Below are 23,992 nucleotides of genomic sequence, written 5' to 3' on the forward strand. Positions count from 1 at the left end.
CTCAGCCCTCGCCGCCGCTCAGGCAGCGGTCCACGAACGCGACCAGCGGCGCCACGTGCACGTCCGGCCGGTCCCAGCGGTTCTCCAGGTTTTCCGCCAGGTGGTGGGTGGCCACCACCCGCCCGTCGCGGTGGTGGCGGACCACCGGATGCAGGTACGCGGCGTCGTGCGCCTGCCCGACGACGTCCTGCGCCACCCGGTTGACCGTGATGTCGAACGGGTCCACCTGGTCGTGGTCCGGCCCGTACTCCAGCGTGACGACGAAGGCGTGCCCGTAGTCGTGGTCGGGGGTGCGCAGCCCCTCCTCGGCGAAGTATTCGACCGGCACCTCCTCGTGGTAGCGCGCGTCCGGGCCGGCCACGGTGACCACGTCGGCGAGGACGCCGAACTGCTGCCACAGCGCCGAGGTGCGGTTGACCCGGGCGACGACGGCGTCGGCGATCGACTCCGGCGTGGCGTCCAGCTTCTCCGCCGGCCACGGCGTGTCCCCGTACCGCCGCTCCAGGATCTTGTGCAGCGCCCGTACGGCGTAGCGGAAGCCGTGGATGAAACCGTTGGTGGAGCGCTTGAAGTCGCGTTCCTGGGAGAGCGTGCCGGCGAAGTACAGGCCGGGAACGTTGACCGACTCCCACGCCGCGGTCTGCGCCGGGAAGCGGTCCCTGACCGCCAGCGCCGGGCGGCAGGTGTCGTCGAAGATCGACGCGTCGAAGGCGAAGCCGGTGCAGGCGAGCACCCGGTCGTAGCGCAGCTCCTTGACGACCTCGTTCGCCCGCGAGAACGAGAACGTCACCGTGAACCCGGTGCCGTCGCGCTCGATGCGCCGCACGTCGCCGTCGAGGATCGCGTTGGCCGACTTGAGCTGGTACGTGTCGAGGAAGTTGTTGTTCACCGCCCGCAGGTGCCCGACGTAGTGGGTGCGCCACGCCATCCGCACCGAGCTGGGCCCGGCGACGTGGATCAGCGTGGTCGTCTCCATCAGGTTCTCCGCCGTCTCGAACGCGGAGTTGCCCTTGCCGATGATCAGCACCTTCTGGTCGAGGTAGTCACGCGGGTCGACGGGCATGTCCGCGTACCGCTCGGCCAGCTCCAGCCCCGGGATCGGCGGCTCGTACGGCTTCGACACGCCGGTGGCGACGACCAGCCGCCGCGCCCGGAACGTCTCCCCGGCCGTGCGGGCTTCGAAGACCCCGTCCACCCGGCCCACCGACGTGACCCGCGCGCCGTAGCGCACCCGCGCCCCGGTCTTCGCGGCGAAGTCCGCCAGGTAGCGGACCATCACGTCGGCGTGCGGGAAGTACCGCTCGGTGTAGGCGGTGAACCGGAGCGTCGGGTCGTCGCTGAGCAGCGAGTTCCAGTCCAGCCGCAGGTTCAGCTCCGGGTCGTCGGAGCCGGTGTGCGGCTTGTTGATGGAGATGAGCTGCCGGTGGCGGGGGAAGGTGGCGAAGAACGCGCCGGGGGAGTCCGCGCCCTCCAGCACCAGGTAGTCGCGCCTTCCGTCGGCCTCCAGCAGGGCGGCCAACTGGAGGCCGGCCGGCCCGGCCCCGATGATCAGGTAATCAAGCGTCACGGCGGTCACCCCAGGGAAGAGAAGTCACGAGCGTTTCGACGACATCGGCGGCGCGTCGCACGTCGCCGTCCAGCGGCCGGTCCGGGTCCACCGGCGGTACGGCCTCCGCCAGCGCCGCCAGCACCTCGGCGCACCCGGGCGCGGACGGCGTGCGCGCGCCCACGTACGCGGCCTGGCGTAGCCCCACCGCGAGCGACCCGACGATCAGGTGCAGCAACCGCGCCTGGTCCAGCGCCCGCAGCGCGGCCTGGGTGCCCAGCGGGACGACGTCCTGGTTGTGCAGGTTCGTCGGCAGACTCTGCATGCTCGCCGGCATCGTGTCCCGGCGGATCTCGGCGATCAGCGCGGTCGACGCCAACTGCACCCCCTGCAACCCGTGCTGCTGTCCCGGCCCGGCGGCGAGCATCGGCGGCAGCCCACCGTTGCGGTTCGGGTCGACGAGCAGGTCGAGCTGCCGCTCGGCGAGGTTGCCGACCTGCGCCACGACCATCGACAGCAGGTCGGCGGCGAACGCCGCCGGCTGCCCGAAGAAGTTGCCCCCGTGCACGACGGCGTCGTCGTCGGGGAAGAACAGCGGGTTGTCGCTGACGCTGCCCAGGTCGGCGGCGACGACGGCGTCGACGTGGCGCAGCGCGTCCTCGGCCGCGCCGAGCAGCTGCGGCGCGCAGCGGATGCTGTACGGCTCCTGGAGCGGGCGCTTGCCCGACGCCACGATCCCGTCGCCGACGCGCCGCATGGCCGCGCCCACGTCGATCGCCCCCGGGTGCCCGTACGCGTTCAGCAGCCGGGCGTCGAGGAACTGTGGATCGCAGCCGAGCAGGTCGGCCAGCAGGGTGGTGAGCACCTGCACCGCCCGGTGCGACGCGCGCACCGACCACAGTGCCAGCGCGGTCGCCGCCGTGGTCAGCGACGTGCCGTTGACCAGGGCGAGGGCGTCCCGCCCGTCCAGCGGCAGCGGTTCCAGGCCCGCCTGCGCGAGCGCCTGCGCCGCCGGCAGCCGCACCCCGTCCACGTAGGCGTGCCCCCGGCCCCGCAACGCCTGCGCCGCCGCGCCCAGCGGGATCAGGTCCCCGCTGGCCCCCACCGAGCCGAGGCGCGGCACCGCCGGCACGAACGTGGTCGCCAGCATCGCCGCGAGGGCGTCGACGACGTGCGGGGAGACCCCCGACACGCCCCGCGCCAGCGACCAGGCCCGCAGCAGCAGCGTCGCCCGGACCACCTCCGGCGCGAGGTCGGGGCCCTGTCCCGCGCCGAGGTGCGCGAGGGTGTTGTCGGCCTGGTCGCGCAGGTCGGCCCGACCCGCGTACCCGACGAGCGCGCCGAAGCCGGTGGTGCTGCCGTACACCGCGCGGTCGTCGCCGAGCACCTCGGACAGGAAGCTGCGGGCGGTCGCGACCCGGTCGCGGACCTGCGGCGGGACCACGACCCGGACCGGGTCGCGGGCGGCGCGCAGGTCGGCGATCCGCAGCGGGGCGGCGAGATCTACCTCTGTCGTCATGCGACCGCACCCTAGAGACGGATTCTCAGAACGCTCTGAGATCGGGCGATTACGTTTCGCCGCATGACGCTCGACTACCTGATCATCGGAGCCGGGCCGGCGGGGCTCCAGCTCGCCGCCCTGCTGGAGCGCGACGGCCGCGACCACCTGGTGCTGGAGGCCGGCCCGGGGCCGGGCACGTTCTTCGCCACCTACCCCCGCCACCGGCAGCTCATCTCGATCAACAAGGTCTGGACCGGCTCCGACGACACCGAGTTCAACCTGCGCGCCGACTGGAACTCGCTGCTCACCGACGACCAGGCGCTGCTGTTCCGCCACTACAGCCGGCGCTACTTCCCCCACGCCGACGACCTCGTGCGCTACCTCGCCGACTTCGCCCGGGGCCTGCGGATCCGCTACGACACCCGCGTCACCCGCATCGCCCGCGACGGGGAGCTGTTCACCGTCGACGTCGCCGGCGGCGACACCCTGACCGCCCGCCGGGTCGTCGTCGCCACCGGCGTCTCCCAGCTCCACGTCCCGCCGATCGAGGGCGCCGACCTCGCCGAGCGGTACGACACCGTCAGCGTCGACCCCGACGACTTCACCAACCAGCGGGTGCTCATCGTCGGCAAGGGCAACTCGGCCTTCGAGACCGCCGACGCCCTCGTCGAGACCGCCGCCGTCATCCACGTGGCCGGCCCGCACTCGATCAAGCTGGCGTGGCAGTCGCACTACGTGGGGCACCTGCGCGCGGTCAACAACAACTTCCTCGACACGTACCAGCTCAAGTCGCAGAACGCGGTGCTCGACGGCACGATCGAGCGGATCGCCCGCCGGGACGACGGCGGCTACCGCATCGACTTCCGTTACGCCCGCTCCGTCGAGGCGATCCGGCAGATCGACTACGACCGGGTGATCCTGTGCACCGGCTTCCGGTTCGACGCGAGCATCTTCGACCCGTCGGCCCGGCCGCGCCTGGTCATCGACGACCGCTTCCCCGAGCAGACCCCGGCGTACGAGTCGGTGAACGTGCCCGGCCTGTACTTCGCCGGCACCCTCACCCAGCAGCGCGACTTCAAGCGCTCCACCAGCGGCTTCATCCACGGCTTCCGGTACGGCACGCGGGCCCTGCACCGCATCCTCAACGCCCGCCACCACGGCGTTCCGTGGCCGTCCGCTGCGCTCGACGCCACCCCCGAGGCGATCACCGACGCGATCATCGCCCGCATCAACCGCACCTCCGCGCTGTGGCAGCAGTTCGCCGTGCTCGGCGACGTCGTCACCGTCGACGGCGACACCGCCCGCTACCACGAGGAGGTGCCCGTCGCCTACCTGGGCGACGGCGGCCTCGGCCCCGAGCCGTTCGCCTTCGTGGTCACCCTGGAGTACGGCCCGGACCACGACCAGGTCGACCCCTTCGACGTCACGATCCCCCGGATCGCCGAGAACGACGCCGAGCACGCCCACGACGCCAGCTACCTGCACCCCGTCGTACGGGTCCACCGGGGCGGCCGGGTCGTCGCCACGCACCACATGGCAGAGAACCTGGAGAACCACTGGAACCTGCCCGCCGTGCACCAGCAGCCGCTCGCGCACTTCGTCAAGGGCGTCCTGTCCGATGCCGACTGATCCGACATCCGCTGATCCGGCCCGGGCCCGGGCTTGGCCGGCACCGGCCGAGGTCTGGCCGCAGCCCCTCCTGGACCTGCTCGCCACCGGCGGCGACCGGCCCGTCTTCGCCGACGGCGACCGCATCGTCACCGCCGCCGAGATGTCCGCGCTGGTCCGCCGCGTCGCCGCCGGGCTGCGCGCCGCCGGGGTCGGCCCCGGCACCGGGCTGGCGCTGCGCCTCGGCGTCACCCCGGAGGCCTTCGCGGCCACCGTCGCCGCCTTCGCCGTCGGTGCCCGCGTCTCCGGCGTCCGCCCCGAGCTGACCCCGGCGCAGCAGGCCCACCTGCTCGGCAGCGACCCCGGGCCGCTCGTCGACGACGCCCGCCTCGCCCAGCTCGTCGACACCGGCGACGACGGCCGTCCGCTGGTCGCCGCCGGCCGACCGGGCGACGTCGCCCGGATCATCTGGACCAGCGGCAGCACCGGCAACCCCAAGGGCTGCGCCCAGACGTACGCGGCGATGAGCGCCGCCTGGTCCCCGTACCCGGACCGCTGGCCCCCGGCGATCGCCGACCTCGCCTCCCGTCTGGACCGCTACCTCGTCTTCGGCTCCCTGAGCAGTCAGGTGATGCTGGAGTACGGCATCCTCGCCCTCACCGCGGGCGGCACCCTCGTCGCCGCCCGTCCCCCTGGCTTCCCCGGCATGATCACCCGGCACCGGGCGACCGCCAGCGTCATCACCGTCGGCAAGCTGCACCAGCTCGTCCAGGCCCAGCGCGCGGACCCGACCGACCTGAGCAGCCTGCGGGCCCTCGTGGTGTCCGGCTCCCCGCTGACTCCGAGCCGCCTCGCCGAGGCCCTCGACGTGCTCGGCCCGGTGGTCTTCCACGGCTACGGACAGACCGAAACCGGCATGATCACGATGGTGACGCCGGCCGAGATGCTGGCCACCCCGACCGCGCTCGCCTCGGTCGGTCGCCCGCCCGCCGTCACCGACCTGTCCATCCGCGACGCCCACGGCCGCCCCGCCGCCGAGGGTGAGCTGTTCGTGCGGACCCCGGCGCAGGCCACCGCCTACTGGGCGGACCCGGCCGAGACCGCCGACGTCTTCACCGACGGCTGGGTCCGCACCCGCGACCTGGCCCGCCTCGACGACGACGGCTACCTGCACCTGCTCGGCCGGGCGCGGGACGTCGTCATCGTCAACGCCAACCTGGTCCACGCCGGCCCGGTCGAACGGGTCCTCGCCGCCGACCCCGACGTCGCCGAGGCGTACGTCGTCGGCCGCCCCGACGACGCCACCGGGGAGGCGGTGCACGCGTACGTGGTGCCGGCCGCCGGCCGCACCCCGGACGTCGCCCGCCTGCGCGCCCGCGTGGCGCAGGCGCTGGGCGAGGCCGCGGCCCCGAAGACGATCCAGCCGATCGACCGGGTCCCGCTGGCGCCCAGCGGCAAGCCGGACAAGCGCGCGCTGACGTCGACCGGCCCGCACGGGTGAGGCCCTCCCCGCCGCCACCTCCGGATCGAGCACGATCTTGTCCGAAGCACCCGCCGGGCGGGGGCGCGACCGGGGTGCGGGTGCCGGGCGGTCAGGGGCGTGGGGCCGGTACGCGCCGGGCGGCCGGCACCACCAGCGGCGAGCCCGTCTCCGGGTCGTCGATGACCCGGCAGGGCAGCCCGAACACCCGCTCGACCAGGTCGGCGGTGACGATCTCCCGGGGCGGGCCGGCGGCGACCACCTGCCCGTCGCGCATGGCGATGAGGTGGCTGGCGTACCGGGCGGCCTGGTTGAGGTCGTGCAGCACCGCGACGAGGGTGCGCCCCTGCTCCTCGTGCAGCGTCGCGCACAGGTCGAGCACCTCGATCTGGTGGGCGATGTCGAGGAACGTGGTGGGCTCGTCGAGCAGCAGCAGCTCGGTCTGCTGGGCGAGGGCCATGGCGATCCACACCCGTTGCCGCTGCCCGCCGGACAGCTCGTCGACGAGGCGGTCGGCGAGGTCGGCGACGCCGGTGGCGGCCATCGAATCGTCGACGATCCGCTCGTCGTCGCGGGACCACTGGCGCAGCAGCCCCTGGTGCGGGTAGCGGCCCCGGGCCACCAGCTCGGCGACGGTGATGCCGTCGGGGGCGGTGGAGGTCTGGGGGAGCAGGCCGAGGGTGCGGGCCACCTTGCGGGCCGGCTGGGCGTGGATGTCCCGCCCGTCGAGCAGCACGGTGCCGGCGGTGGGCTTGAGCATCCGCGCGAGGGCCCGCAGCAGCGTGGACTTGCCGCACGCGTTCGGGCCGATGACCACGGTGAACGACCGGTCGGGGACGGTCACGTCGAGCTGCCGGGCGATGGTCCGCTTGTCGTACGCGAGGGTCAGCCCGTCGCCGCTGAGCCGGGGGGTGCCGGGCCGCATGGGCGGTGCTCCGTTCTCTGTCGGGGGACGGTGGGCCGGGCGGGTGTTGATGAGGGGCCCTTCCTCTACAGGATGCGTTAACAAGGTGCCCCTCCTTTCACAGCCGGCCGGCGCGGCGTTCGGTGGCCAGCAGCCACACCAGGTAGCCGCCGCCGAGCGCGCCGGTGACGACGCCGACGGGGAGCTGGTGGCCGGGGAAGCCGCGCTGGGCGATCAGGTCGGCGGCGACCAGCATCGCCGCGCCCAGCGCCATGGCGGCGGCCAGGTTGGGGCCGGGCGCGCGGGTGAGCCGGCGGGTCAGGTGCGGCGCGGTGAGCGCGACGAAGTTGACCGGCCCGGCGGCCGAGGCGGCGACGGAGACCAGCAGCACCGCCGCGACCAGCAGCGTCGTGCGTAGGCCCCGCACCGGGACGCCGAGCGCGGCGGCCGTGTCGTCGCCCAGTTCGGTCATCCGCAGCGCGGGCCCGCAGGCGAACAGCACCACCGGCACCGCCACGGCGAGGGTGACGGCGACGGGCACCGCCTGCGCCCAGCCGCGCCCGTCGAGGCTGCCGGTGAGCCAGAGCACGGCTCGGGCGGCGTCCATGAGCTGCGCGCGGGTCAACAGCCAGCCGTTGACGCCGGTGAGGATCGCGGCGACGCCGATGCCGGCGAGGATCAGCCGGTGGCCGTGCGCGCCACGCGCCCAGGCCACCGCCCACAGCAGGACGCCGGTGGCCAGCCCGCCGGCCACGGCCGCGCCGGCCAGGGCGAGGGTGCCGCCGCCGACGACCACGACGAGGAGCGCGCCGGTGGCCGCGCCCTGGGTGACGCCGAGGATGTCGGGGCTGCCGAGCGGGTTGCGCACGAGGGCCTGGAAGACCGCGCCGCCGAGGGCGAGGGCGGCACCGACGAGCAGCGCGGTGACGAGCCGGGGCAGCCGCAGCTCGCCGATGATGAAGTCCTCGGCGGGGGTGCCGCCGCCGGCAAGGGTGCGCAGCACGTCGGCGGGGCTCATCGGGTAGTCGCCGCCGCCGATCGACAGCACGCCGAGCGCGCCGGCGGCCAGGGCGCAGCCGATCCCGACGAGCAGGGCGCGGGCCCGGAACCGCACCGACCAGCCTCGGACGCGGACGACGCTCACGCGCGCACCGCCCGGGTGCGGGTGACCAGGTGCAGGAAGAGCGGCCCGCCGAGCACGGCGGTCATGATGCCGACCTGGAGTTCGCCGGGGCGGCCGAGGACCCGGCCGGCGACGTCGGCGCCGAGCAGCAGCACGGGGGCGAGCAGCGCGCACGCCGGCAGCAGCCAGCGCAGGTCCGGCCCGGTGAGGGCGTGCACGAGGTGCGGCACGAGCAGCCCGACGAAGACGAGCGGCCCGCAGGCGGCGGTGGCCGCGCCGCAGAGCAGGGTGACGGCGACGATGACGGCGGCGCGGACCACGGCGGGGTTGGCGCCCAGCGCGCGGGCCTGGTCGTCGCCGAGGGCGAGGGCGTTGAGCGGGCGGGCCGCCGCGAGAGCGATCACCAGTCCGACCGCGACGAACGGCAGCACCCGGGCCACCGTGGCGAGGTCGGCGCTGGCCAGCGAGCCGACGGTCCAGAACCGCATCTTCTCCAGCGAGGCCGCGTCGAGCAGCATCACCGCGCTGACGTAGGAGTAGAGGGCCGCGTTGAGCGCCGCCCCGGCGAGGGCGAGGCGGGCGGGGGTGGCGCCCCGGCCGCCGCCGACGGTGTAGACGAGGGCGGTGACGGCCGCCGCGCCGGCCAGGGCGAACCAGACGTACCCGCCGACGGTGGCGACGCCGAGGAACGCGGCGGAGCTGGCCACGGCGGCGGACGCGCCGGCGTTGATGCCGAGCAGCCCGGGGTCGGCGAGGGGGTTGCGGGTGACGGCCTGCATGATCGCGCCGGCCACCCCGAGGGCGGCCCCGGCGAGCAGGCCGAGCAGGGTGCGCGGCAGCCGCATCTGCTGCACCACCGCGTGCGCGGGGGCGGCGGGGTCCCACAGTCCCGCCCAGACGTCGGCGAGGCCGAGCTGCCGCGCGCCGACGGCGAGGCTGACCGCGCACACGGCCGTGAGCAGGGCTGACGCGGCCAGCAGCCCGGCGACCCGGGCCGCGGGTCGGCCGCGTCGCGGTGGCGGGGCGGGGGGCGTCGCCGCCGGCGCGGGTGCGTTCGGCGACGAGTCGGTGACGGACAGCGGAAGCTCCTGTGTGGTGGAAATCGATCGCTGAGGGCTGTTGACAATAACTTAGGTTAGGGTAACTTAACCTCGCCCTTGGTCATCGGACCACCCCGGAGCGGAAAGAAGCCGTCATGCCCGTACCCGTGTCCCGCCCGCGCCTGACCCGCCGCGGCCTGCTCTCCGCCGGCGGCGCCCTCGCCGTCAGCGCCCTGCTCGGCGGTTGCGGCGGCTCCGACGACTCCGCGTCGCCGGCCGGCACCGGCGGGCCGTGGTCGTTCACCGACGACCGGCCCGAGAAGGTGACCCGGGACGCCACCCCGACCCGCGTGGTCGCCTTCACCGGCGTGGCCGCGGCGCTCGTCGACTTCGGACTCGACAGCCAGCTCGTCGGCGTGTTCGGCGAGACCACCCGCGCCGACGGCTCGAAGGAGCCGCAGGCCGGCGACCTCGACGTCGGCAAGGTGACGGTGCTCGGCAACGTCTGGGGCGAGTTCAGCATCGAGAAGTACGCCGCCCTGCGCCCCGAGCTGCTGGTCACCCACATGTACGACCCGGGCGCGTTCTGGTACGTCCCCGACGAGAGCAAGGACAAGATCCTCGCCCTCGCGCCCGCCGTCGCCATCCAGACCGCCCGGGTGCCGATGAGCCAGCCCATCGAGCGGTACGCGGCCCTGGCCGCCGCGCTCGGCGCGGACCTGAAGGCCAAGAAGGTCACCGACGCGAAGGCCCGGTTCGAGGCGGCGGCCGAGAGCGTCCGGCAGGCCGTCAAGGCCAACCCCGGCATCAAGGTCCTCGCCGCGTCCGGCAGCCCCGACGTGTTCTACGCCTCCAACCCGAAGGTCAGCACCGACCTGATGTACTTCGCGGAGCTGGGCGTCGACATCGTGGTGCCGACGAAGCTGGAGCAGGGCGACTACTTCGAGGCCCTGAGCTGGGAGAACGCCGACAAGTTCCCGGCCGACCTGATCCTGCTGGACAACCGCACCACCGCCCTGCAACCGGCCGACCTGGCGAAGAAGCCCACCTGGGCGGCGCTGCCGGCCGTCAAGGCCAACCAGGTCACGCCGTGGGACGCCGTCCCGCGCTTCTCCTACGCCGGCGCCGCGCCGCTGCTGGAGAACCTGGCGAAGGCCATCGCCGCCGCGAAGAAGGTGAGCTGACGCCGTGGCGGGCACCCCCCGCTCCCACCTGTTGACCACCGGCACCGCCGAGGACTACCGGCGGGTGCTGGCCGAGGGCATCGACCGGGTCGGCACCCGCATCGCGCGCACCGACCGGCCGTTCAGCGGCGTCACCCCGGCCGCGCTCGCCCCGGCCGTGGCCGCCGTCGACCTGGACCGGCCGCTCGCCGACGCCACCGCCGCCCTCGACGAGCTGGAGGAGGTGTACCTCCGCGACGCCGTCTACTTCCACCACCCCCGCTACCTGGCCCACCTCAACTGCCCGGTGGTGATCCCGGCGCTGCTCGGCGAGGCCGTGCTCACCGCCGTGAACTCCTCGCTGGACACCTGGGACCAGAGCGCCGGCGGCACCCTCATCGAGCGCCGCCTCATCGACTGGACGGCCCGGCGCATCGGCCTCGGGCCCGCGGCCGACGGCGTCTTCACCAGCGGCGGCACCCAGTCCAACCTCCAGGCCCTGCTGCTGGCCCGGGAGGAGGCGTGCGCCCGCGACCCGGCCCCCCGCCGCGAGCTGCTGCCCCGGCTGCGGGTGCTCACCTCCGCCGCCGGGCACTTCAGCGTGCAGAAGGCCGCCACCCTGCTCGGCCTCGACGCCGACGCCGTGCGCACGGTGCCCACCGACGCCGACCGCCGGATGTGCCCCGACGCGCTGCACGCCGAACTGACGAGCTGCCACCGTGACGGGCACACCGTGATGGCCGTCGTCGCCACCGCCGGCACCACCGACTTCGGCTCCATCGACCCCCTCGACGCCATCGCCGACCGGTGCGCCGCCGCCGGGGCGCGGCTGCACGTCGACGCCGCGTACGGCTGCGGGCTGCTGGTCTCGCCCACCCGGCGGCACCTGCTCGCCGGCATCGAACGCGCCGACTCGGTGACCGTCGACTACCACAAGTCGTTCTTCCAGCCCGTCTCCTCCAGCGCCCTGCTGGTGCGCGACGGGCAGGTGCTGCGGCACGCCACCTACCACGCCGACTACCTCAACCCAGCCCCCCGCGCCAGCGGGGAGCAACTGCCCAACCAGGTCGACAAGAGCCTCCAGACGACCCGCCGCTTCGACGCGCTGAAGCTGTGGCTGACCCTGCGGATGATGGGCCCCGACGCGGTCGGCGAGCTGTTCGACGAGGTCATCGACCGGGCCGACGGGGCGTGGCGGCTGCTGGCCGGCGACCCCCGCTTCGAGGTGGTCACCCGGCCCACGCTGAGCACCGTCGTGTTCCGCTACCTGCCGCCGGCCCCGGCGGGCCACCTCGCCGACGACGCCAACCGGCACGCCCGCCGCGCCCTGGCCGCCTCCGGCGCGGCCGTCGTCGCCGGCACCCGGGTCGACGGCCGGCAGTATCTCAAGTTCACCCTGCTCAACCCGGAGACCACCCTCGACGACGTGGCGCACGTCGTCGACCTGATCGCCGCGCACGCCGACCGGTACGTGTGCGAGCGGGCCGCCGTCGCCCCCTGCCCGGTCGGCTGACCGGCGACCGTGCCCACCACCCCGACCCCGCGCAGAAAGCGACCCCATGCCCACCCGTGACGTCGTCGCCGTCGGGCTCGGCCCGTACAACCTGGGCCTGGCCTGCCTCGCCGAGCCGCTGTCCGACCTGGACTGCCTGTTCCTGGAGGCCCGCGACACCTTCGACTGGCACCCCGGGATGCTGCTGGAGAACGTCCGGTTGCAGACCCCGTTCCTGGCCGACCTGGTCACCCTCGCCGACCCCACCTCGCCGTTCTCGTATCTCAACTGGCTCAAGGAGACCGGTCGGCTCTACCCGTTCTACATCCGCGAGCGGTTCCACCCGCTGCGCAGCGAGTACAACGCGTACTGCCGGTGGGCGGTGCAGAAGCTGACCAGCGTGCGCCTCGGCCAGCGGGTCACCGCCGTCACCCACGACCCGGCCGACGACGTGTTCGCGGTGACCGCCACGGTCACCGCCACCGGCGAGACCGTCACCCACCATGCCCGCAACCTGGTGCTCGGCACCGGCACCCCGCCGCACGTGCCGGCGGCCTGCGCCGGGCTCGGCGGCGACGGCGTCGTGCACTCCTCCGACTACCTGGCGCACCGCGACGCGCTGCGCCGCCGCCGCAGCGTCACCGTCGTCGGCTCCGGGCAGAGCGCCGCCGAGATCTACCAGGACCTGCTGGCCGACATCGACACGTACGGCTACCGGCTGAACTGGGTCACCCGCTCGCCCCGGTTCTTCCCCCTGGAATACACGAAGCTCACCCTGGAGATGACGTCCCCGGACTACGTCGACTACTTCCGGGCCCTGCCCGAGGCCACCCGCTACCGCCTCGAAGCCGAGCAGAAGGGCCTGTTCAAGGGCATCGACGCCGACCTGATCAACGACATCTTCGACCTGCTGTACGCCAAGAGCATCGCCGGGCCGGTGGACACCCGGCTGCTCACCAACACCGAGGTGACCGGCGCGGAGCCCGCCGACGGCGCGTACGCGCTGCGGCTGCGCCACGTCGAGCAGGGCGGCGAGTTCGACCTGACCACCGAGGGGCTGGTGCTGGCGACCGGCTACCGCTTCCAGGTGCCGGACTTCCTCGACCCGGTGCGCCACCTGCTGCGCTTCGACTCCCACGGCCGCCTCGACGTGGCCCGCGACTACCGCGTCGACCACGCCGGCCGGATCTTCCTCCAGAACGGCGGCACCCACACCCACAGCGTCACCTCGCCCGACCTGGGCATGGGCCCGTACCGCAACTCCGTGATCATCCGGGAGCTGCTGGGCCGCGAGCCCTACCCGGTGGAGCGGCGCATCGCGTTCCAGGAGTTCGGCGTCCCGGCGGGGGTGGGGGCGTGACCGGGACCCTCTACACCCGCACCGACCCCCGGCTCGGCGAGTTCGCCCTGCGTACCCTCGACCCGGCCGCGGACGCCGCGCTGCTGCACTCGTGGGTGACCCACCCGAAGGCCGCGTTCTGGCTGATGGGCGACGCCGACGTGGCCCGGGTCGCCGCCGAGTACGCCCGCATCGCCGCCGACCCGCACCACGACGCGTTCGTCGGCCTGTGGCGCGGCGAGCCCGCGTTCCTCGTCGAGCGCTACGACCCGGCGCGGGTCGAGCTGGCCGGGCGCTACCCGGCCCGCCCCGGCGACGTGGGCATGCACTTCCTCTGCGCGCCCACCGACACCCCGGTCTCCGGCTTCACCCGCGCCGTCATCACCACCGTGATGGCGTGGCTGTTCGCCGACCCCGCGCACCGCCGGGTGGTCGTCGAGCCGGACGTGCGCAACACCGCCGTGCACGCCCTCAACGCCGCCGTCGGCTTCACCCCCGCCGGCACCGTCGCGCTGCCCGCCAAGACCGGCCTGCTCTCGTTCTGCACCCGCGCCCAGTTCGCCGCCGCCACCGCGGCTCCGCCCCAAGGACCGGACACCGTGGACCCGCAGGACGCCGTCGCCCACCTCACCCCCGGCACGTGGGCGCGCGCCAACCGGCTGCTGGTCCGCAAGGCCCTCGCCGAGTTCTCCCACGAGCGGCTGCTCACCCCCGAGCCCGTCGGCGCGGCCCCGGAGCCCGGCGCGTCCGCCGTCTACGAGGTGCGCAGCGACGACGGCGCCGTCGCCTACCGGTTCGCCGCCCGCCGGCTCGCCCTCGACCACTGGCACGTCGACCCGGCCAGCATCACCCGCCGCCGCGACGGCGTGGAGCTGCCGCTGGACGCCCTCGACCTGTGCGTGGAGCTGCGCGGCACGCTCGGCCTCACCGACCGCGTGCTGCCGGTCTACCTGGAGGAGATCACCTCCACCCTGGCCGGCTGGGCGTACAAGCTGGACCGGCCCGAGATCCCCGCCGCCGAGCTGGCCCGCGCCGACTTCCAGACGGTCGAGACCCGGATGACCGAGGGCCACCCCGGCTTCGTCGCCAACAACGGCCGCATCGGCTTCGGCATCGACGAATATCACCGGTACGCCCCGGAGGTGGGCCGGCCCGTGCGGCTGCTCTGGCTCGCCGCCCACCGCGACCACACCACCTTCACCTGCACGGCCGACACCGACGCGGACGCCCTGTACCGGGCGGAGCTGGGCGACGATGCGCTCGCCGGGTTCGCCGCCACCCTCACCGGCCTCGGCCTCGATCCGGCCGACTACCTCTACCTGCCGGTGCACCCGTGGCAGTGGTGGAACCGGACCGCCGTCACGTTCGCCGCCGACGTGGCCGAGCAGCGGCTGGTCTGCCTCGGCCCCGGCCCCGACGAGCACCTCGCCCAGCAGTCCGTGCGGACGTTCTTCAACGTCACCCGGCCCGAGCGGCACTACGTCAAGACGGCCCTGTCCGTGCTCAACATGGGCTTCGTGCGGGGCCTGTCGGCGGCGTACATGGAGGCCACCCCGGCGATCAACGACTGGCTCGCCGACCTGATCGAACGCGACGAGGTGCTCAGGTCCACCGGGCTGACGATCCTGCGGGAGCAGGCCGCGATCGGCTACCGCAACCGCCGGTTCGAGGCGGCCACCGACCGGTACTCCCCGTACCGCAAGATGCTGGCGGCGCTGTGGCGGGAGAGCCCGGTGCCGGGCCTGGAGCCGGGGCGGCGGCTGGCCACCATGGCGTCGCTGCTGCACGTCGACTCGGCCGGCGGGTCGTTCGTCGCCGCCCTGGTCGCCGAGTCGGGGCTGCCCGCGCCGGTGTGGCTGCGCCGCTACCTCGACGCGTACCTCACCCCGCTGCTGCACTCCCTCTACGCCTACGACCTGGCGTTCATGCCGCACGGCGAGAACGTCATCCTGGTGCTGCGCGACGGGGCGGTGGAGCGGGCGATCTTCAAGGACATCGCCGAGGAGATCGTGGTGATGGACCCGGACGCCGACCTGCCCGAGGCGGTGCACCGGGTCCGGGCGAACATCCCCGAGGGCGAGAAGATCCTGTCGATCTTCACCGACGTGTTCTCCTGCTTCCTGCGCCACCTCAACGTGGTCTGCACCGACGCGGGGCTGCTCACCGAGGAGGAGTTCTGGCGCGCGGTCGCCGACTGCGCGGCCGACTACGCCGCCCGGGTGCCGCACCTGGCCGACCGGCTGGCCCGCTACGACCTGTTCGCGCCGGAGTTCGCGCACTCCTGCCTCAACCGGCTCCAGCTCCGCGACAACCAGCAGATGGTGGACCTGTCCGACCCGTCGGCGGCGCTCCAGTTCGCCGGCACCCTGGCCAACCCCATCGCCCCGTACGCCCGCCGCGCCTGACCTTCGCCGCCGCCCGTGCCGTCAGCCCTTGCGGGGGTACGGGCGGCGGGTCAGCGTCGCGTGCAGCATGGTGGTGAGCGTGACGATGTCGAACACCGGCAGGCCCAGGCGGGCCTGGACGGCGTGCGCGAACGGCACCAGGTCCGTGCACTCGATCACCAGCGCCCCCAGCTCGGGGTGCGCCCCGGCGAGCTGGTCGACGCGGTCGAGCACCTCCCGTTCGAGCCGGTCGGCGTCGAGCGCGTCGCGGCGGCCCTCCAGCATCACCTCGGTGAACTCCGGCTGCCCGGCCATGCCCGTCACCCGCACCGGCACGTGTTCCGCGCCGATCGCGGCGAGGTGACGCGGGGTGAGCGCGGCGGAGTCGGCGACGAGCAGCCCGACCGGCCGGCCGACCATCCGGTGCGCCAGGTCGAGCTGGAGCAGGCTCGACGACCACAGCGGCACCGACACGGCGGCGGCCAGCTCGGCCTGGAACAGCACCAGGAACCCGCACGCCCCGGTGATCCCGGCGACGCCGGCGGCCTCCAGGTCCCGGGCCGCCGCCACGAACGGCTCCAGCAGCGTCGGGTCGGCCTCCCGGACGAGCCGCTGCGGCGTGGCCCCCTCGACGACCCGGTAGACGACGGGGAAGTCGAAGGTGGCCGGGTTGCGGATGTGCCCGGGGATCTTCTCGAACGAGGTGTCCAGGCAGAGCACGCCGATCGGGGCGTCGGTCATCGGTTCCTCCGCGAGTCGGTTGCGCCGCGACGGCATCATCGGTTCCTCCGGGCGAACGGGCGACGCCGCCAGCGGTCCACGGCGAAGGGCGCGAGGTCCAGCTCGGGGCGTTCGCCGCCGACGAGCTGGGCGACGAGCCGGCCGCCCGCCGGGGCCAGGCCCATCCCGATGTGGCCGTGCCCGGCGGCGACGACCACGTTGCGGCACGCCCCGGGCCGGCCGAGCAGCGGCAGGCTGTCCGGGGTGCAGGGGCGCAGCCCGCTCCACACCCGCACCCGCCGGTCGGTGTCCAGCCCCGGCAGGTACGCCGCGACGGTGCGCACGATGCCGTCGACGCGGCGCGGCGAGACGCTGGTGTCCATGCCGACCAGCTCCAGGGTGCCGGCCAGCCGCAGCCGGTCGCCCAGCGGCATGACGGCCACCTTGCCCTCGCTGAGCAGGACCGGCAGCCGGGGCGGGTGCGCGCCGGCGGCGACGTCGACCGCGTACCCCTTGGCGGGCTGGAGCATCAGGTCGACGCCGAGCCGGCGGGCGCAGGCCACCGACCAGACCCCGGCGGCGAGCACCACCTCGGCGGGGCGCAGGTCGCCGCCGCTGGTGCGCACGGCCCGCACCCGGCCGCCGGTCACCTCGAAGTCGCGTACCTCGGTGTGGGTGCGGATGTCGACGCCCGCGGCCCGCAGCGCGTCGGCGAACGCGACCAGGAAGGCGGGGATGCGCAGCGCGGCCCCCTCGGCGTTGAGCAGGGCCCCGGCCACGTCGAACGCGACGCCCGGTTCGAGGGCGGCCAGCTCGCCGGGGTCGAGCACCCGCAGCGGTACGCCCCGGGCGACGGCCGCCGGCACGGAGGCGCGGGCCGCCGCGAAGCCCTCCGGGGTCTTGCAGGCCAGCAGCATCCCCTGGGCGGTGAGGGTGTCGGCGAGCGGGCCGGTCGCGCACACCTCGCGCAGGATGGCGAGGCTGCGCTGCTTGAGGGTGAGCAGCACGTCGAACGCGGCGCGGGCGTGCTGCTCGGTGCAGCGGCGGCGGAAGTGCCACAGCCAGGCCAGCAGGGCCGGGTCGGGGCGGGGGCGCACGTGGAACGGGCTCTCCGGGTCGAGCAGGTAGCGCAGCCCCTTCGCGGGCACGCCCGGCTCGGCCAGGGGCGCGGCGCCCTGGGTGCCGACGAAGCCGGTGTTCCCCGACGAGCAGGCCGCCGGGTCGCCGATCTCGCCCCGGTCGACGACGGTGACCCGGTGCCCGGCGCGGGCCAGGAACCAGGCGCAGAACAGGCCGACGACGCCCGCGCCGACCACCAGCACGTCGGGGTCGTCGCCGGGTGGGCGCGGCGCGGGCGGCGTCGACATCGCGGCGGCCTAGAGGCTGACCACGAAGAAGCAGGTGGGCAGGTTGAGCACCACCCGCTCGTAGATCTCGGCGGTCAGCGCCACCCCGGGCTCGGCGAACGTGCCCGGCGGCGGCTCGGCGAAGGAGATCATCGACCGGCCGGCGTCGAACAGCAGCGCGCCGTGGCCGAAGTCGCCGACGATCGCCGTGCCCGGGTCGACCAGCCGGGTCCGGACGATGAACACGCCGTTCTCCTCGACGTCGCGCATCAGGGTGCCGGAGCCGAGCAGCCGGTAGTAGTCGGCCGGGTTGATGATCAGCCCGTCGGCGGTGCTGCCGTTCTGCTCCACCTCGTTGCAGGCCGACAGGATGGTGGAGCCGAACGGGCCTCCGTCGGTGAGCCGGGCGATGTCCGGCATGGTCAGCAGGCCGCCCTCGCCGCGCAGGATGGTGACGTTCTCGGCGGTGGCGAGCCGCACCACCAGGCGGTAGTTGATGAACTCGGCGAAGCTGGTCGGGTCGTCCCACAGCCCGTCGGGCACCTGCACCCACGCCTTCGTGGTGAACAGCGGCGGGATGGGGGAGCGGTGGAAGTGGTTGGCGGCCTCCCGCCGCAGGTCCGCGCCGTCCACGGCCGGGTCGTCGGGGCGGGCGGGGCTCTCGTGCCAGTAGAACTCCTGCGGGTCGCGGGACAGGTCCACCACCTTGAGCATGTTGCGCGACGGGTAGCGCGGCTTGCGCCGGGAGCTGGTCAGGGAGTCGGTGATGGTGACGTCGTAGTCGACGCGGGTGTCGAAGCCGCCCTCGGCGAAGGCGTCGACGAAGACCTGCCCCGGCGAGAGCTGCTTGCGGCGGTCCTCGACGACCTCGGCGATGGTCCGTTTGATGACGTCGGTTCGTTGCATCGGGCGCACACCTTCCGGTCGGTTCGTCGTCACTGCGCGTCGGTTCGGGTCGTCACTGCGCGTCGGTTCGGGTCGTCACCGCGCGGCGGGCTTGCGGGCGACGAACATGCCCCAGCCGAACTCGCCCCGGTCGATGGCGGCCTGGATCTCGCCGCAGGACGCGGCGAAGCCGAGGATCCACTCCCGGGCGGCCGGGTCGTCGGTGGCGGCGGCCCGCTGCCGGGCCGTCTCGCCGAGCACCCGGTACGTCTGCCGGATGTGGCTGTCGAGGCTGCGGGCGGTCAGCACCTCGAAGCCGGCGGCGGTCAGCGCCTCGGCGTACCCGTCGAGGGAGTAGCCGCCGCTCCACCGCACCCGGTCGTAGACGTGCCGGCGGGCGGCCTCGCCGATGTCGGTGGTGGGCTGGAGGAAGTCGGTGACCGCGAGGATCCCGCCGGGGGCGAGGACCCGGTGCATCTCGGCGTGGCTGCGCGGCTTGTCCGGCACCAGGAACAGCGCGTCCTGGCTGACCAGGTGGCTGAAGGCCCCCGCGTCGTACGGCATGGCGGTGGCCGAGCCGTGCCGGAAGGTGACGCCCGCGGTGCCCCGCTCGGCGAGCTTGGCCTGGGCGAGCCGGACCCGCTCGATGCTCAGGTCCAGGCCCTCGCCCCGGCAGCCGGTCTGCCCGGCCAGCCGCAGCAGGAAGTTGCCGCAGCCGCAGCCGACATCGAGCACCGTCGATCCGGCGTCGATGCCCGCCTCGGCGGCCAGCAGGTCCGAGGTGCGGTCGGCGGCGGCGTGGTAGTCGGTGTCGGCGTCGTCGGCGAAGTAGCCGGTGTGCAGGACGCCCTCGCTGTCCCAGAAGCTGAGGTACGTCTGGGTGGTCTGGTCGAAGAACTCGGAGACGTCCCGCTCGGTGAACGTGGGGCTGGTCGTGGACATCGCGCACTCCTTCGTGCTGTGCCGCCGGCCGGCGAGGCCGCCGCCGGGATGGGGATCTCAGGCGTAGGTGTCCTTCCGGACGCCGGTGAGGTGCGGCAGGTCCGGTCCGGTGGCGCTCGCGCCGCCGTCGACCAGGTGCACCCCGGCGGTGACGAACGAGGCCCGCTCGCTGGCCAGGAACGCGGCCACCGCTGCGACCTCCTCGGGGCGGGCCAGCCGGCCCAGCGCGCTGTGGTGGCCCATGGCGGCGAGCTGCCCCTCGACGTCGCCGTCGTCGCCGGCGAGCCGGGCGGCGGCCCGCTCCATCGGCGGGGTGCGCACCGAGCCGGGGGCGAGCACGTTGACGGTGATCCGGTCGCGGGCCACGTCCACGGCGAGGCCCTGGGCGAAGCGGACCAGCGCGGCCCGGGTCACCCCGGACAGCAGCAGCGGGGCGATCGGCACGGCGGCGGTCTCCGAGGCGACGAAGATCAGCCGCCCCCAGCCGGCGGCGCGCAGGTGCGGCAGCGCCGCGAGGGCCAGCCCGACGGCCGGCAGCAGTACCCGGTCGACGGCGGCCCGGTAGTCGGCCGTCTCGAACAGGGCGGCCGGGCCGATCGGCGGGCTGCCGCCGCTGACCAGCAGCACGTGCGCCGCGCCGAGGTCGGCGGCCACCCCGTCGACCCAGCGGCGGGCCGCGTCGGCGTCGGTGACGTCCACCGCGGTGGCGCTGACCCGGCCCTTCGCCACCCCGGCCAGCTCCCGCTCGGCGGCGGCGAGCCGGTCCGGGTCCCGGCCGCAGATCGCCACGTGCGCGCCCTCGGCGGCGAACTCCTTCGCGCAGGCCAGCCCGATGCCGCTGGACCCGCCCGCGACGAGCGCCACCCGTCCTGTGAGCCCCAGATCCACGTCTCCTACCTTCCGCCGGTCGGTGACAGCCGGCCCGCCCCGGCCGACCGGTAGCCGTAGCGGGTGAACAGGGGCTGGGCCAGGGCGGTGGCGGCCAGCCGGTCGGCGGCCGACAGGGTGCGCCGCCACGCCTCGTCGCTGTCGCGGATCACGGTCGGGCCGCTGCGGAACCGGTCGGGGTTGCCGGTCACCGTGTGGTTGGTGCCCAGTTCGACGGTGCGCCCGCGCACCGGGTTGCCGGCCGGGTCGGCCCCGCACAGCCGCAGCAGCGCGTCGACCGTGCCGGCCGGGTCGGCGGCGAACGACTCGTAGCGCAGCAGCGTCGAGCGCTGCGGGTGCCGCCGGGTGATCGCCGCCGAGGCCAGGTTGAACCCGTGCCAGTACGCGGTGCTCCGGGCGGCCGACATCGCGTACACGTACTGCTTCGGCTCCCGCCAGGAGTGCGCCACGGCGCGCGGGTCGCGCACCAGGTGCACGTAGTAGGGGGTGATCCCGGGCAGGTGCGCCAGCAGGGCCGCCTCGCCGGGGATCTTCGTGGTGTCCACGATGGTGTGCGCGCCGGTGCGTTCGGCGACCGCCCGGTAGACCCGGCCCATCAGCTCGGCGTGGGCGCGGATCTCGTCGTCGTACAGGCCCCGGCGCAGCACCCGCCAGGTGTGCCGGGTGCGTACCCGGGACCGCTGGCGGCCGATCACCTGTTCGGCGTGTGCGTCGGCCGACAGGCCGGCGGGCCGCCCGACGGGCAGCACCCGCGACCAGATGTCGCAGGCGGTCAGCTCCCGGCCGCAGCCGCACAGCCCGTTGACGCCCCGGCCGGTGGAGTTCTTCCACAGGAAGTGCAGCTCGCCGACGTGGAAGAAGCCGGGCACCTCGTTGAGGACGTTGCCGATGATGGTGCTGCCGTTGCGGCACCAGCCGGTGACGCACAGGACCGTCAGGTCGCTCATGCCGCGCGGGCCTCCGTCCGTGCGCCGCCGGGCCCGCCGGGACTGCCGGGGTCGGCCGCCGGGCGGCCGATCCACGCCGCCATGGCCGCCGCCGCGACGGCGCACACCGCACCGACGCCGAACACGGCCGGGTAGTCGAGGGTTGCGGCCACCAGGCCCGTCACCGGACCCCACACCGCGAGCCCCAGATCCCAGAACGAGGTGTACGCCCCGATGGCCGCCCCCTGCCGCGTCGGCTCGGCCCGGTTCATCACCATCAACGCCAGCGACGGGTGCAGCAGCGAGAAGCCGACGCCGGTGACCACGCCCCCGGCCACGGCGACGGGCAGGTTCGGCGCGAGCGCGACGATCGTCAGGCCGACCGCCTCGCCGGCCGCCGACCAGGCCGCCACCCGGCGGGGGCCCAGCTTGTCGGGCAGGTGGCCGATGACCAGGCGGGTGCCGGCGTACACGGCGCTGAAGCAGCTCAGCACCAGCACGCCGGAGCCGATGCCGCGCGCGTCCAGGTGCAGCACGACGAACGCGGCCAGGCCGGCGTAACCGGCGGCGCCGAGGGCGAGCGCCGTGCCGGGCAGCAGCGCCGGGCGCAGCAGCAGCCCACCGCCGCCCCTGGATGTCCCGCGCGCTGCGGCCCCGGGCTCCCCGCGCGCTGCGGCCCCGGGCTCCCCGTGGGGCGCCGGGACCACGGCGATCAGGGCGGCGGCCAGCAGGGGAGCGGCGGCGGCGAGCGCCCAGACGGCGGTGAAGGAGACCTGTTGCAGGGTCGCGCCGAGGAAGGTGCCGGCGGAGATGCCGCCCCACATGCTCACCCCGTACAGGCCGATGAGCTGGCCCCGGCGGTGGTGCGGGGCGAGCGCCACCGTCCACACCGCCCCGGCGGTGAACAGGGCGGCCTCGCCCGCGCCGAGCAGCAGCCGCACCGCCACCAGCGCCGGCACCGCGAGCGGCAGGAAGTAGAGCAGCCCGCCCAGGGCCGCGACGAGCGCGCCGACGAGCATCACGGTGCGGTGGCCGTACCGGTCGGCCAGCGCACCGGCGACGGGCCGCACGAGCAGCGCCGTCCCGGCGGTGACCGTGACGACCAGGCCGACGACCAGGTCCCCGGCGGCGTGCCGGTCGCGCAGGAACGCCGGCAGCACCGGGATGACGGCGGTGAGGCCCAGGTAGCCGGCGAACAACCCGCCGAAGATGCCGACCAGGGCGGGGCGCGGCACGGCGCGGCCGGGGTCGTCCGTCATCGGCCCACCGGCTCCGCCGCCCCGGCCGGCGCGACCACGGGCCCCGCCCCGTCCGACGGCGGCCCGACGGGTGCCGCGTCCCGCGCGGCGGCCACCTTGCGCACCGCCCGCACCAGGTCGTCGCAGTCGTCGGTGGTCAGGTTCGACGACAGCGGCACGTCGACGGCCTCGCGCAGGTAGCCGGCGGTGCGCGGCAGCATCGCCCGGATCACGTCGACGTCGTCGGTGTCGTACGCGAACCGCCAGTTCCAGAACGCGCGGACGTTGAGGTCGTCGTCGGCGCCGATGTTGCGCGCGTCGATGCCCTCCCGGCACAGCGCGCGGGCGAACCAGCCCGCGTCGCCGCCGGGCACCCGGAACACGAACGCCTCCCCGAGGTACGCCCCGGGGGCGACCGGGCGGCGGATCGCGATGCCCGGCACGTCGGCCAGCGCGGCGGCGACCCGGTCGTAGTTGCGGTGGAACAGCCGCAGCCGCTGCGGCAGCCGGGCCATCTCGGCGCGCAGCAGCGCCGCGCGGATCTCGTCCATGCGCAGGCTGAGCAGGGGCAGGTCGAGGCCGGTCAGCGGCGGCTCGGCGTCGGGGAAGTGTCGCCGCAGCCGCCCCTCGTACGCCCCGGACAGCGCCACCGCGCGGGCGAACAGCTCGGTGTCGTCGGTGACCAGGAAGCCGCCCTCGCCGCAGTTGAGCGCCTTGTCCGACTGGGTGCTGAACGCGCCCGCCGCCCCGAACGTGCCGAGCTTGCGCCCGCGCAGCTCCGCGCCGAGCGCGGGCACCGCGTCCTCGATCAGCGGCACGCCCATCTCGGCGGCGAACGCGGCGAGGGCCTCGGCGTCGGCGGCGAAGCCGCGCATGTGCACCACGAGGATCGCCCCGATCCCCGGCTGCCAGCGGCGGCGCAGGTCGTCGAGGTCCATCCGCAGGTCCTCGTCCACCTCGACGAGGAACGGCTGGCAGCCGGCCATGACGATCGCGCTCGGCGTGGCGACGAACGTGAACCCGGGACAGGCGACCAGGGAGCCCGGGGGCACCCGCGCCGCCATGATGGCCAGGGCGAGGGCGGCGGTGCCGCTGGACACGGCGAGCGCGTGCCGGGTGCCGAAGAAGCGGCACAGCTCGTCCTCGAACCGGCCGCACTCGGTCTCGTGCTGCGGCCGGTGGTCGTAGCGGAAGTAGAGGTGGCTGCGCACCGCCCGGCAGGCGGCCTCCTCGTCCTCGGGGTGGACGAAGACCGCGCCCTTGTCGTAGGTGGGCCAGGGGGTGCTCCGGACGGGCGCGCCGCCGTGCAGGGCGAGGCGGTCCTCCGGTCGATCAGGGCGCGTCGCCGGCCGTGGCCGGGGCGGCGCGGGAGCTTCGTCGTTCCCGTTCACCGGCGGACTCCTCGCTCGTTCCTGACGGGTGTTCCGCCGGCTTTTCTCCGGCCCGCGGAACGGTGGCCGGCGCGCG

19 protein-coding genes are annotated in these 23,992 nt (G+C 74.7%); 6 read left to right on the plus strand and 13 right to left on the minus strand.

Annotated elements, in window-relative coordinates:
- Position 1: 1 nt before the first annotated feature.
- Together O7633_RS01160 and O7633_RS01165 are read right to left on the minus strand one after the other, a co-directional pair.
- A complete protein-coding gene (locus O7633_RS01160; protein WP_282325469.1) occupies positions 2-1,567 on the minus strand; it encodes an NAD(P)-binding domain-containing protein in 1,566 nt (521 codons plus the stop codon).
- Positions 1,557-3,065 carry an aromatic amino acid ammonia-lyase gene (locus O7633_RS01165; protein WP_282325470.1) on the minus strand — a complete coding sequence of 503 codons (1,509 nt, stop codon included), beginning with the start codon at positions 3,063-3,065 and terminating at the stop codon, positions 1,557-1,559. Before O7633_RS01165 ends, O7633_RS01160 begins: the two co-directional genes overlap by 11 nt.
- A 63-nt stretch (positions 3,066-3,128) precedes the next feature.
- On the opposite strand from O7633_RS01165, the gene O7633_RS01170 reads away from it, so the two are divergent.
- Together O7633_RS01170 and O7633_RS01175 are read left to right on the plus strand one after the other, a co-directional pair.
- The gene (locus O7633_RS01170; RefSeq protein ID WP_282325471.1) at positions 3,129-4,676 is read left to right on the plus strand and encodes an NAD(P)-binding domain-containing protein; all 1,548 of its coding nucleotides are present in this window, start codon (positions 3,129-3,131) and stop codon (positions 4,674-4,676) included.
- Complete coding sequence (locus O7633_RS01175) at positions 4,666-6,156, plus strand: fatty acid--CoA ligase family protein (protein WP_282325473.1); 1,491 nt, start codon at positions 4,666-4,668, stop codon at positions 6,154-6,156. Before O7633_RS01170 ends, O7633_RS01175 begins: the two co-directional genes overlap by 11 nt.
- 91 nt (positions 6,157-6,247) lie before the next feature.
- On the opposite strand, the gene O7633_RS01180 is transcribed toward O7633_RS01175, so the two are convergent.
- The 3 genes from O7633_RS01180 to O7633_RS01190 all read right to left on the minus strand — a co-directional run bounded on the left by O7633_RS01180 (position 6,248) and on the right by O7633_RS01190 (position 9,289).
- A complete protein-coding gene (locus tag O7633_RS01180) occupies positions 6,248-7,060 on the minus strand; it encodes an ABC transporter ATP-binding protein (protein WP_282325475.1) in 813 nt (270 codons plus the stop codon).
- A 97-nt stretch (positions 7,061-7,157) separates the two neighbouring features.
- A complete protein-coding gene (locus O7633_RS01185) occupies positions 7,158-8,183 on the minus strand; it encodes an iron chelate uptake ABC transporter family permease subunit (RefSeq protein WP_074476225.1) in 1,026 nt (341 codons plus the stop codon).
- Positions 8,180-9,289: an iron chelate uptake ABC transporter family permease subunit gene (locus O7633_RS01190; protein WP_282328711.1), complete on the minus strand. Its 1,110-nt coding sequence runs from the start codon at positions 9,287-9,289 to the stop codon at positions 8,180-8,182. The genes O7633_RS01185 and O7633_RS01190 overlap by 4 nt, the downstream gene beginning before the upstream one ends.
- Positions 9,290-9,357: 68 nt before the next feature.
- On the opposite strand from O7633_RS01190, the gene O7633_RS01195 reads away from it, so the two are divergent.
- Genes O7633_RS01195 through O7633_RS01215 form a run of 4 tightly spaced genes read left to right on the plus strand, consistent with a single transcriptional unit; the run spans position 9,358 to position 15,601 of the window.
- Positions 9,358-10,386, plus strand: coding sequence for an ABC transporter substrate-binding protein (locus O7633_RS01195; RefSeq protein WP_278134713.1), 1,029 nt, complete (start codon positions 9,358-9,360; stop codon positions 10,384-10,386).
- 4 nt (positions 10,387-10,390) lie between these two features.
- Positions 10,391-11,878: an aspartate aminotransferase family protein gene (locus O7633_RS01200; RefSeq protein WP_282325481.1), complete on the plus strand. Its 1,488-nt coding sequence runs from the start codon at positions 10,391-10,393 to the stop codon at positions 11,876-11,878.
- A 46-nt stretch (positions 11,879-11,924) separates the two neighbouring features.
- Positions 11,925-13,217 carry a lysine N(6)-hydroxylase/L-ornithine N(5)-oxygenase family protein gene (locus O7633_RS01205; protein WP_282325482.1) on the plus strand — a complete coding sequence of 431 codons (1,293 nt, stop codon included), beginning with the start codon at positions 11,925-11,927 and terminating at the stop codon, positions 13,215-13,217.
- Entirely contained in the window at positions 13,214-15,601 is a 2,388-nt protein-coding gene (locus tag O7633_RS01215) for a GNAT family N-acetyltransferase (RefSeq protein WP_348776313.1), read from the plus strand. The genes O7633_RS01205 and O7633_RS01215 overlap by 4 nt, the downstream gene beginning before the upstream one ends.
- Positions 15,602-15,622: 21 nt before the next feature.
- On the opposite strand, the gene O7633_RS01220 is transcribed toward O7633_RS01215, so the two are convergent.
- From O7633_RS01220 to O7633_RS01255, 8 genes are all read right to left on the minus strand, one after another.
- Positions 15,623-16,321 carry an aspartate/glutamate racemase family protein gene (locus tag O7633_RS01220; RefSeq protein WP_282325484.1) on the minus strand — a complete coding sequence of 233 codons (699 nt, stop codon included), beginning with the start codon at positions 16,319-16,321 and terminating at the stop codon, positions 15,623-15,625.
- Positions 16,322-16,356: 35 nt separating this feature from the next.
- A complete protein-coding gene (locus O7633_RS01225) occupies positions 16,357-17,667 on the minus strand; it encodes an FAD-dependent oxidoreductase (RefSeq protein ID WP_282325486.1) in 1,311 nt (436 codons plus the stop codon).
- Between the two features lie 9 nt (positions 17,668-17,676).
- Positions 17,677-18,552, minus strand: a complete 876-nt coding sequence (locus O7633_RS01230; protein ID WP_282325488.1) for a family 3 encapsulin nanocompartment shell protein — start codon at positions 18,550-18,552, stop codon at positions 17,677-17,679.
- A gap of 75 nt (positions 18,553-18,627) precedes the next feature.
- Positions 18,628-19,473 carry a methyltransferase domain-containing protein gene (locus tag O7633_RS01235; protein WP_282325490.1) on the minus strand — a complete coding sequence of 282 codons (846 nt, stop codon included), beginning with the start codon at positions 19,471-19,473 and terminating at the stop codon, positions 18,628-18,630.
- Between the two features lie 57 nt (positions 19,474-19,530).
- A complete protein-coding gene (locus O7633_RS01240; RefSeq protein WP_282325492.1) occupies positions 19,531-20,361 on the minus strand; it encodes an SDR family oxidoreductase in 831 nt (276 codons plus the stop codon).
- Positions 20,362-20,366: 5 nt separating this feature from the next.
- Positions 20,367-21,308: a sulfotransferase gene (locus O7633_RS01245; protein ID WP_278134731.1), complete on the minus strand. Its 942-nt coding sequence runs from the start codon at positions 21,306-21,308 to the stop codon at positions 20,367-20,369.
- On the minus strand, positions 21,305-22,546 hold the full coding sequence (locus O7633_RS01250) for an MFS transporter (RefSeq protein ID WP_282325493.1): 1,242 nt from the start codon (positions 22,544-22,546) through the stop codon (positions 21,305-21,307). The genes O7633_RS01245 and O7633_RS01250 overlap by 4 nt, the downstream gene beginning before the upstream one ends.
- Positions 22,543-23,916 (minus strand): aminotransferase class I/II-fold pyridoxal phosphate-dependent enzyme, encoded by a 1,374-nt coding sequence (locus O7633_RS01255; protein WP_278134736.1) that lies wholly within the window; start codon positions 23,914-23,916, stop codon positions 22,543-22,545. The genes O7633_RS01250 and O7633_RS01255 overlap by 4 nt, the downstream gene beginning before the upstream one ends.
- Positions 23,917-23,992 lie beyond the last annotated feature (76 nt).

It is taken from the genome of Micromonospora sp. WMMD712 (genome assembly GCF_029581295.1).
In the GTDB taxonomy this organism is placed as follows: domain Bacteria; phylum Actinomycetota; class Actinomycetes; order Mycobacteriales; family Micromonosporaceae; genus Micromonospora; species Micromonospora carbonacea.

Coding starts and splice junctions, on each gene's coding strand:
- O7633_RS01180 (WP_282325475.1), bottom strand. CDS start 7,060: ATGCGGCCCGGCACCCCCCGGCTCAGCGGCGACGGGCTGACCCTCGCG.
- O7633_RS01165 (WP_282325470.1), bottom strand. CDS start 3,065: ATGACGACAGAGGTAGATCTCGCCGCCCCGCTGCGGATCGCCGACCTG.
- O7633_RS01195 (WP_278134713.1), top strand. CDS start 9,358: ATGCCCGTACCCGTGTCCCGCCCGCGCCTGACCCGCCGCGGCCTGCTC.
- O7633_RS01170 (WP_282325471.1), top strand. CDS start 3,129: ATGACGCTCGACTACCTGATCATCGGAGCCGGGCCGGCGGGGCTCCAG.
- O7633_RS01250 (WP_282325493.1), bottom strand. CDS start 22,546: ATGACGGACGACCCCGGCCGCGCCGTGCCGCGCCCCGCCCTGGTCGGC.
- O7633_RS01245 (WP_278134731.1), bottom strand. CDS start 21,308: ATGAGCGACCTGACGGTCCTGTGCGTCACCGGCTGGTGCCGCAACGGC.
- O7633_RS01205 (WP_282325482.1), top strand. CDS start 11,925: ATGCCCACCCGTGACGTCGTCGCCGTCGGGCTCGGCCCGTACAACCTG.
- O7633_RS01235 (WP_282325490.1), bottom strand. CDS start 19,473: ATGTCCACGACCAGCCCCACGTTCACCGAGCGGGACGTCTCCGAGTTC.
- O7633_RS01230 (WP_282325488.1), bottom strand. CDS start 18,552: ATGCAACGAACCGACGTCATCAAACGGACCATCGCCGAGGTCGTCGAG.
- O7633_RS01175 (WP_282325473.1), top strand. CDS start 4,666: ATGCCGACTGATCCGACATCCGCTGATCCGGCCCGGGCCCGGGCTTGG.
- O7633_RS01225 (WP_282325486.1), bottom strand. CDS start 17,667: ATGTCGACGCCGCCCGCGCCGCGCCCACCCGGCGACGACCCCGACGTG.
- O7633_RS01220 (WP_282325484.1), bottom strand. CDS start 16,321: ATGACCGACGCCCCGATCGGCGTGCTCTGCCTGGACACCTCGTTCGAG.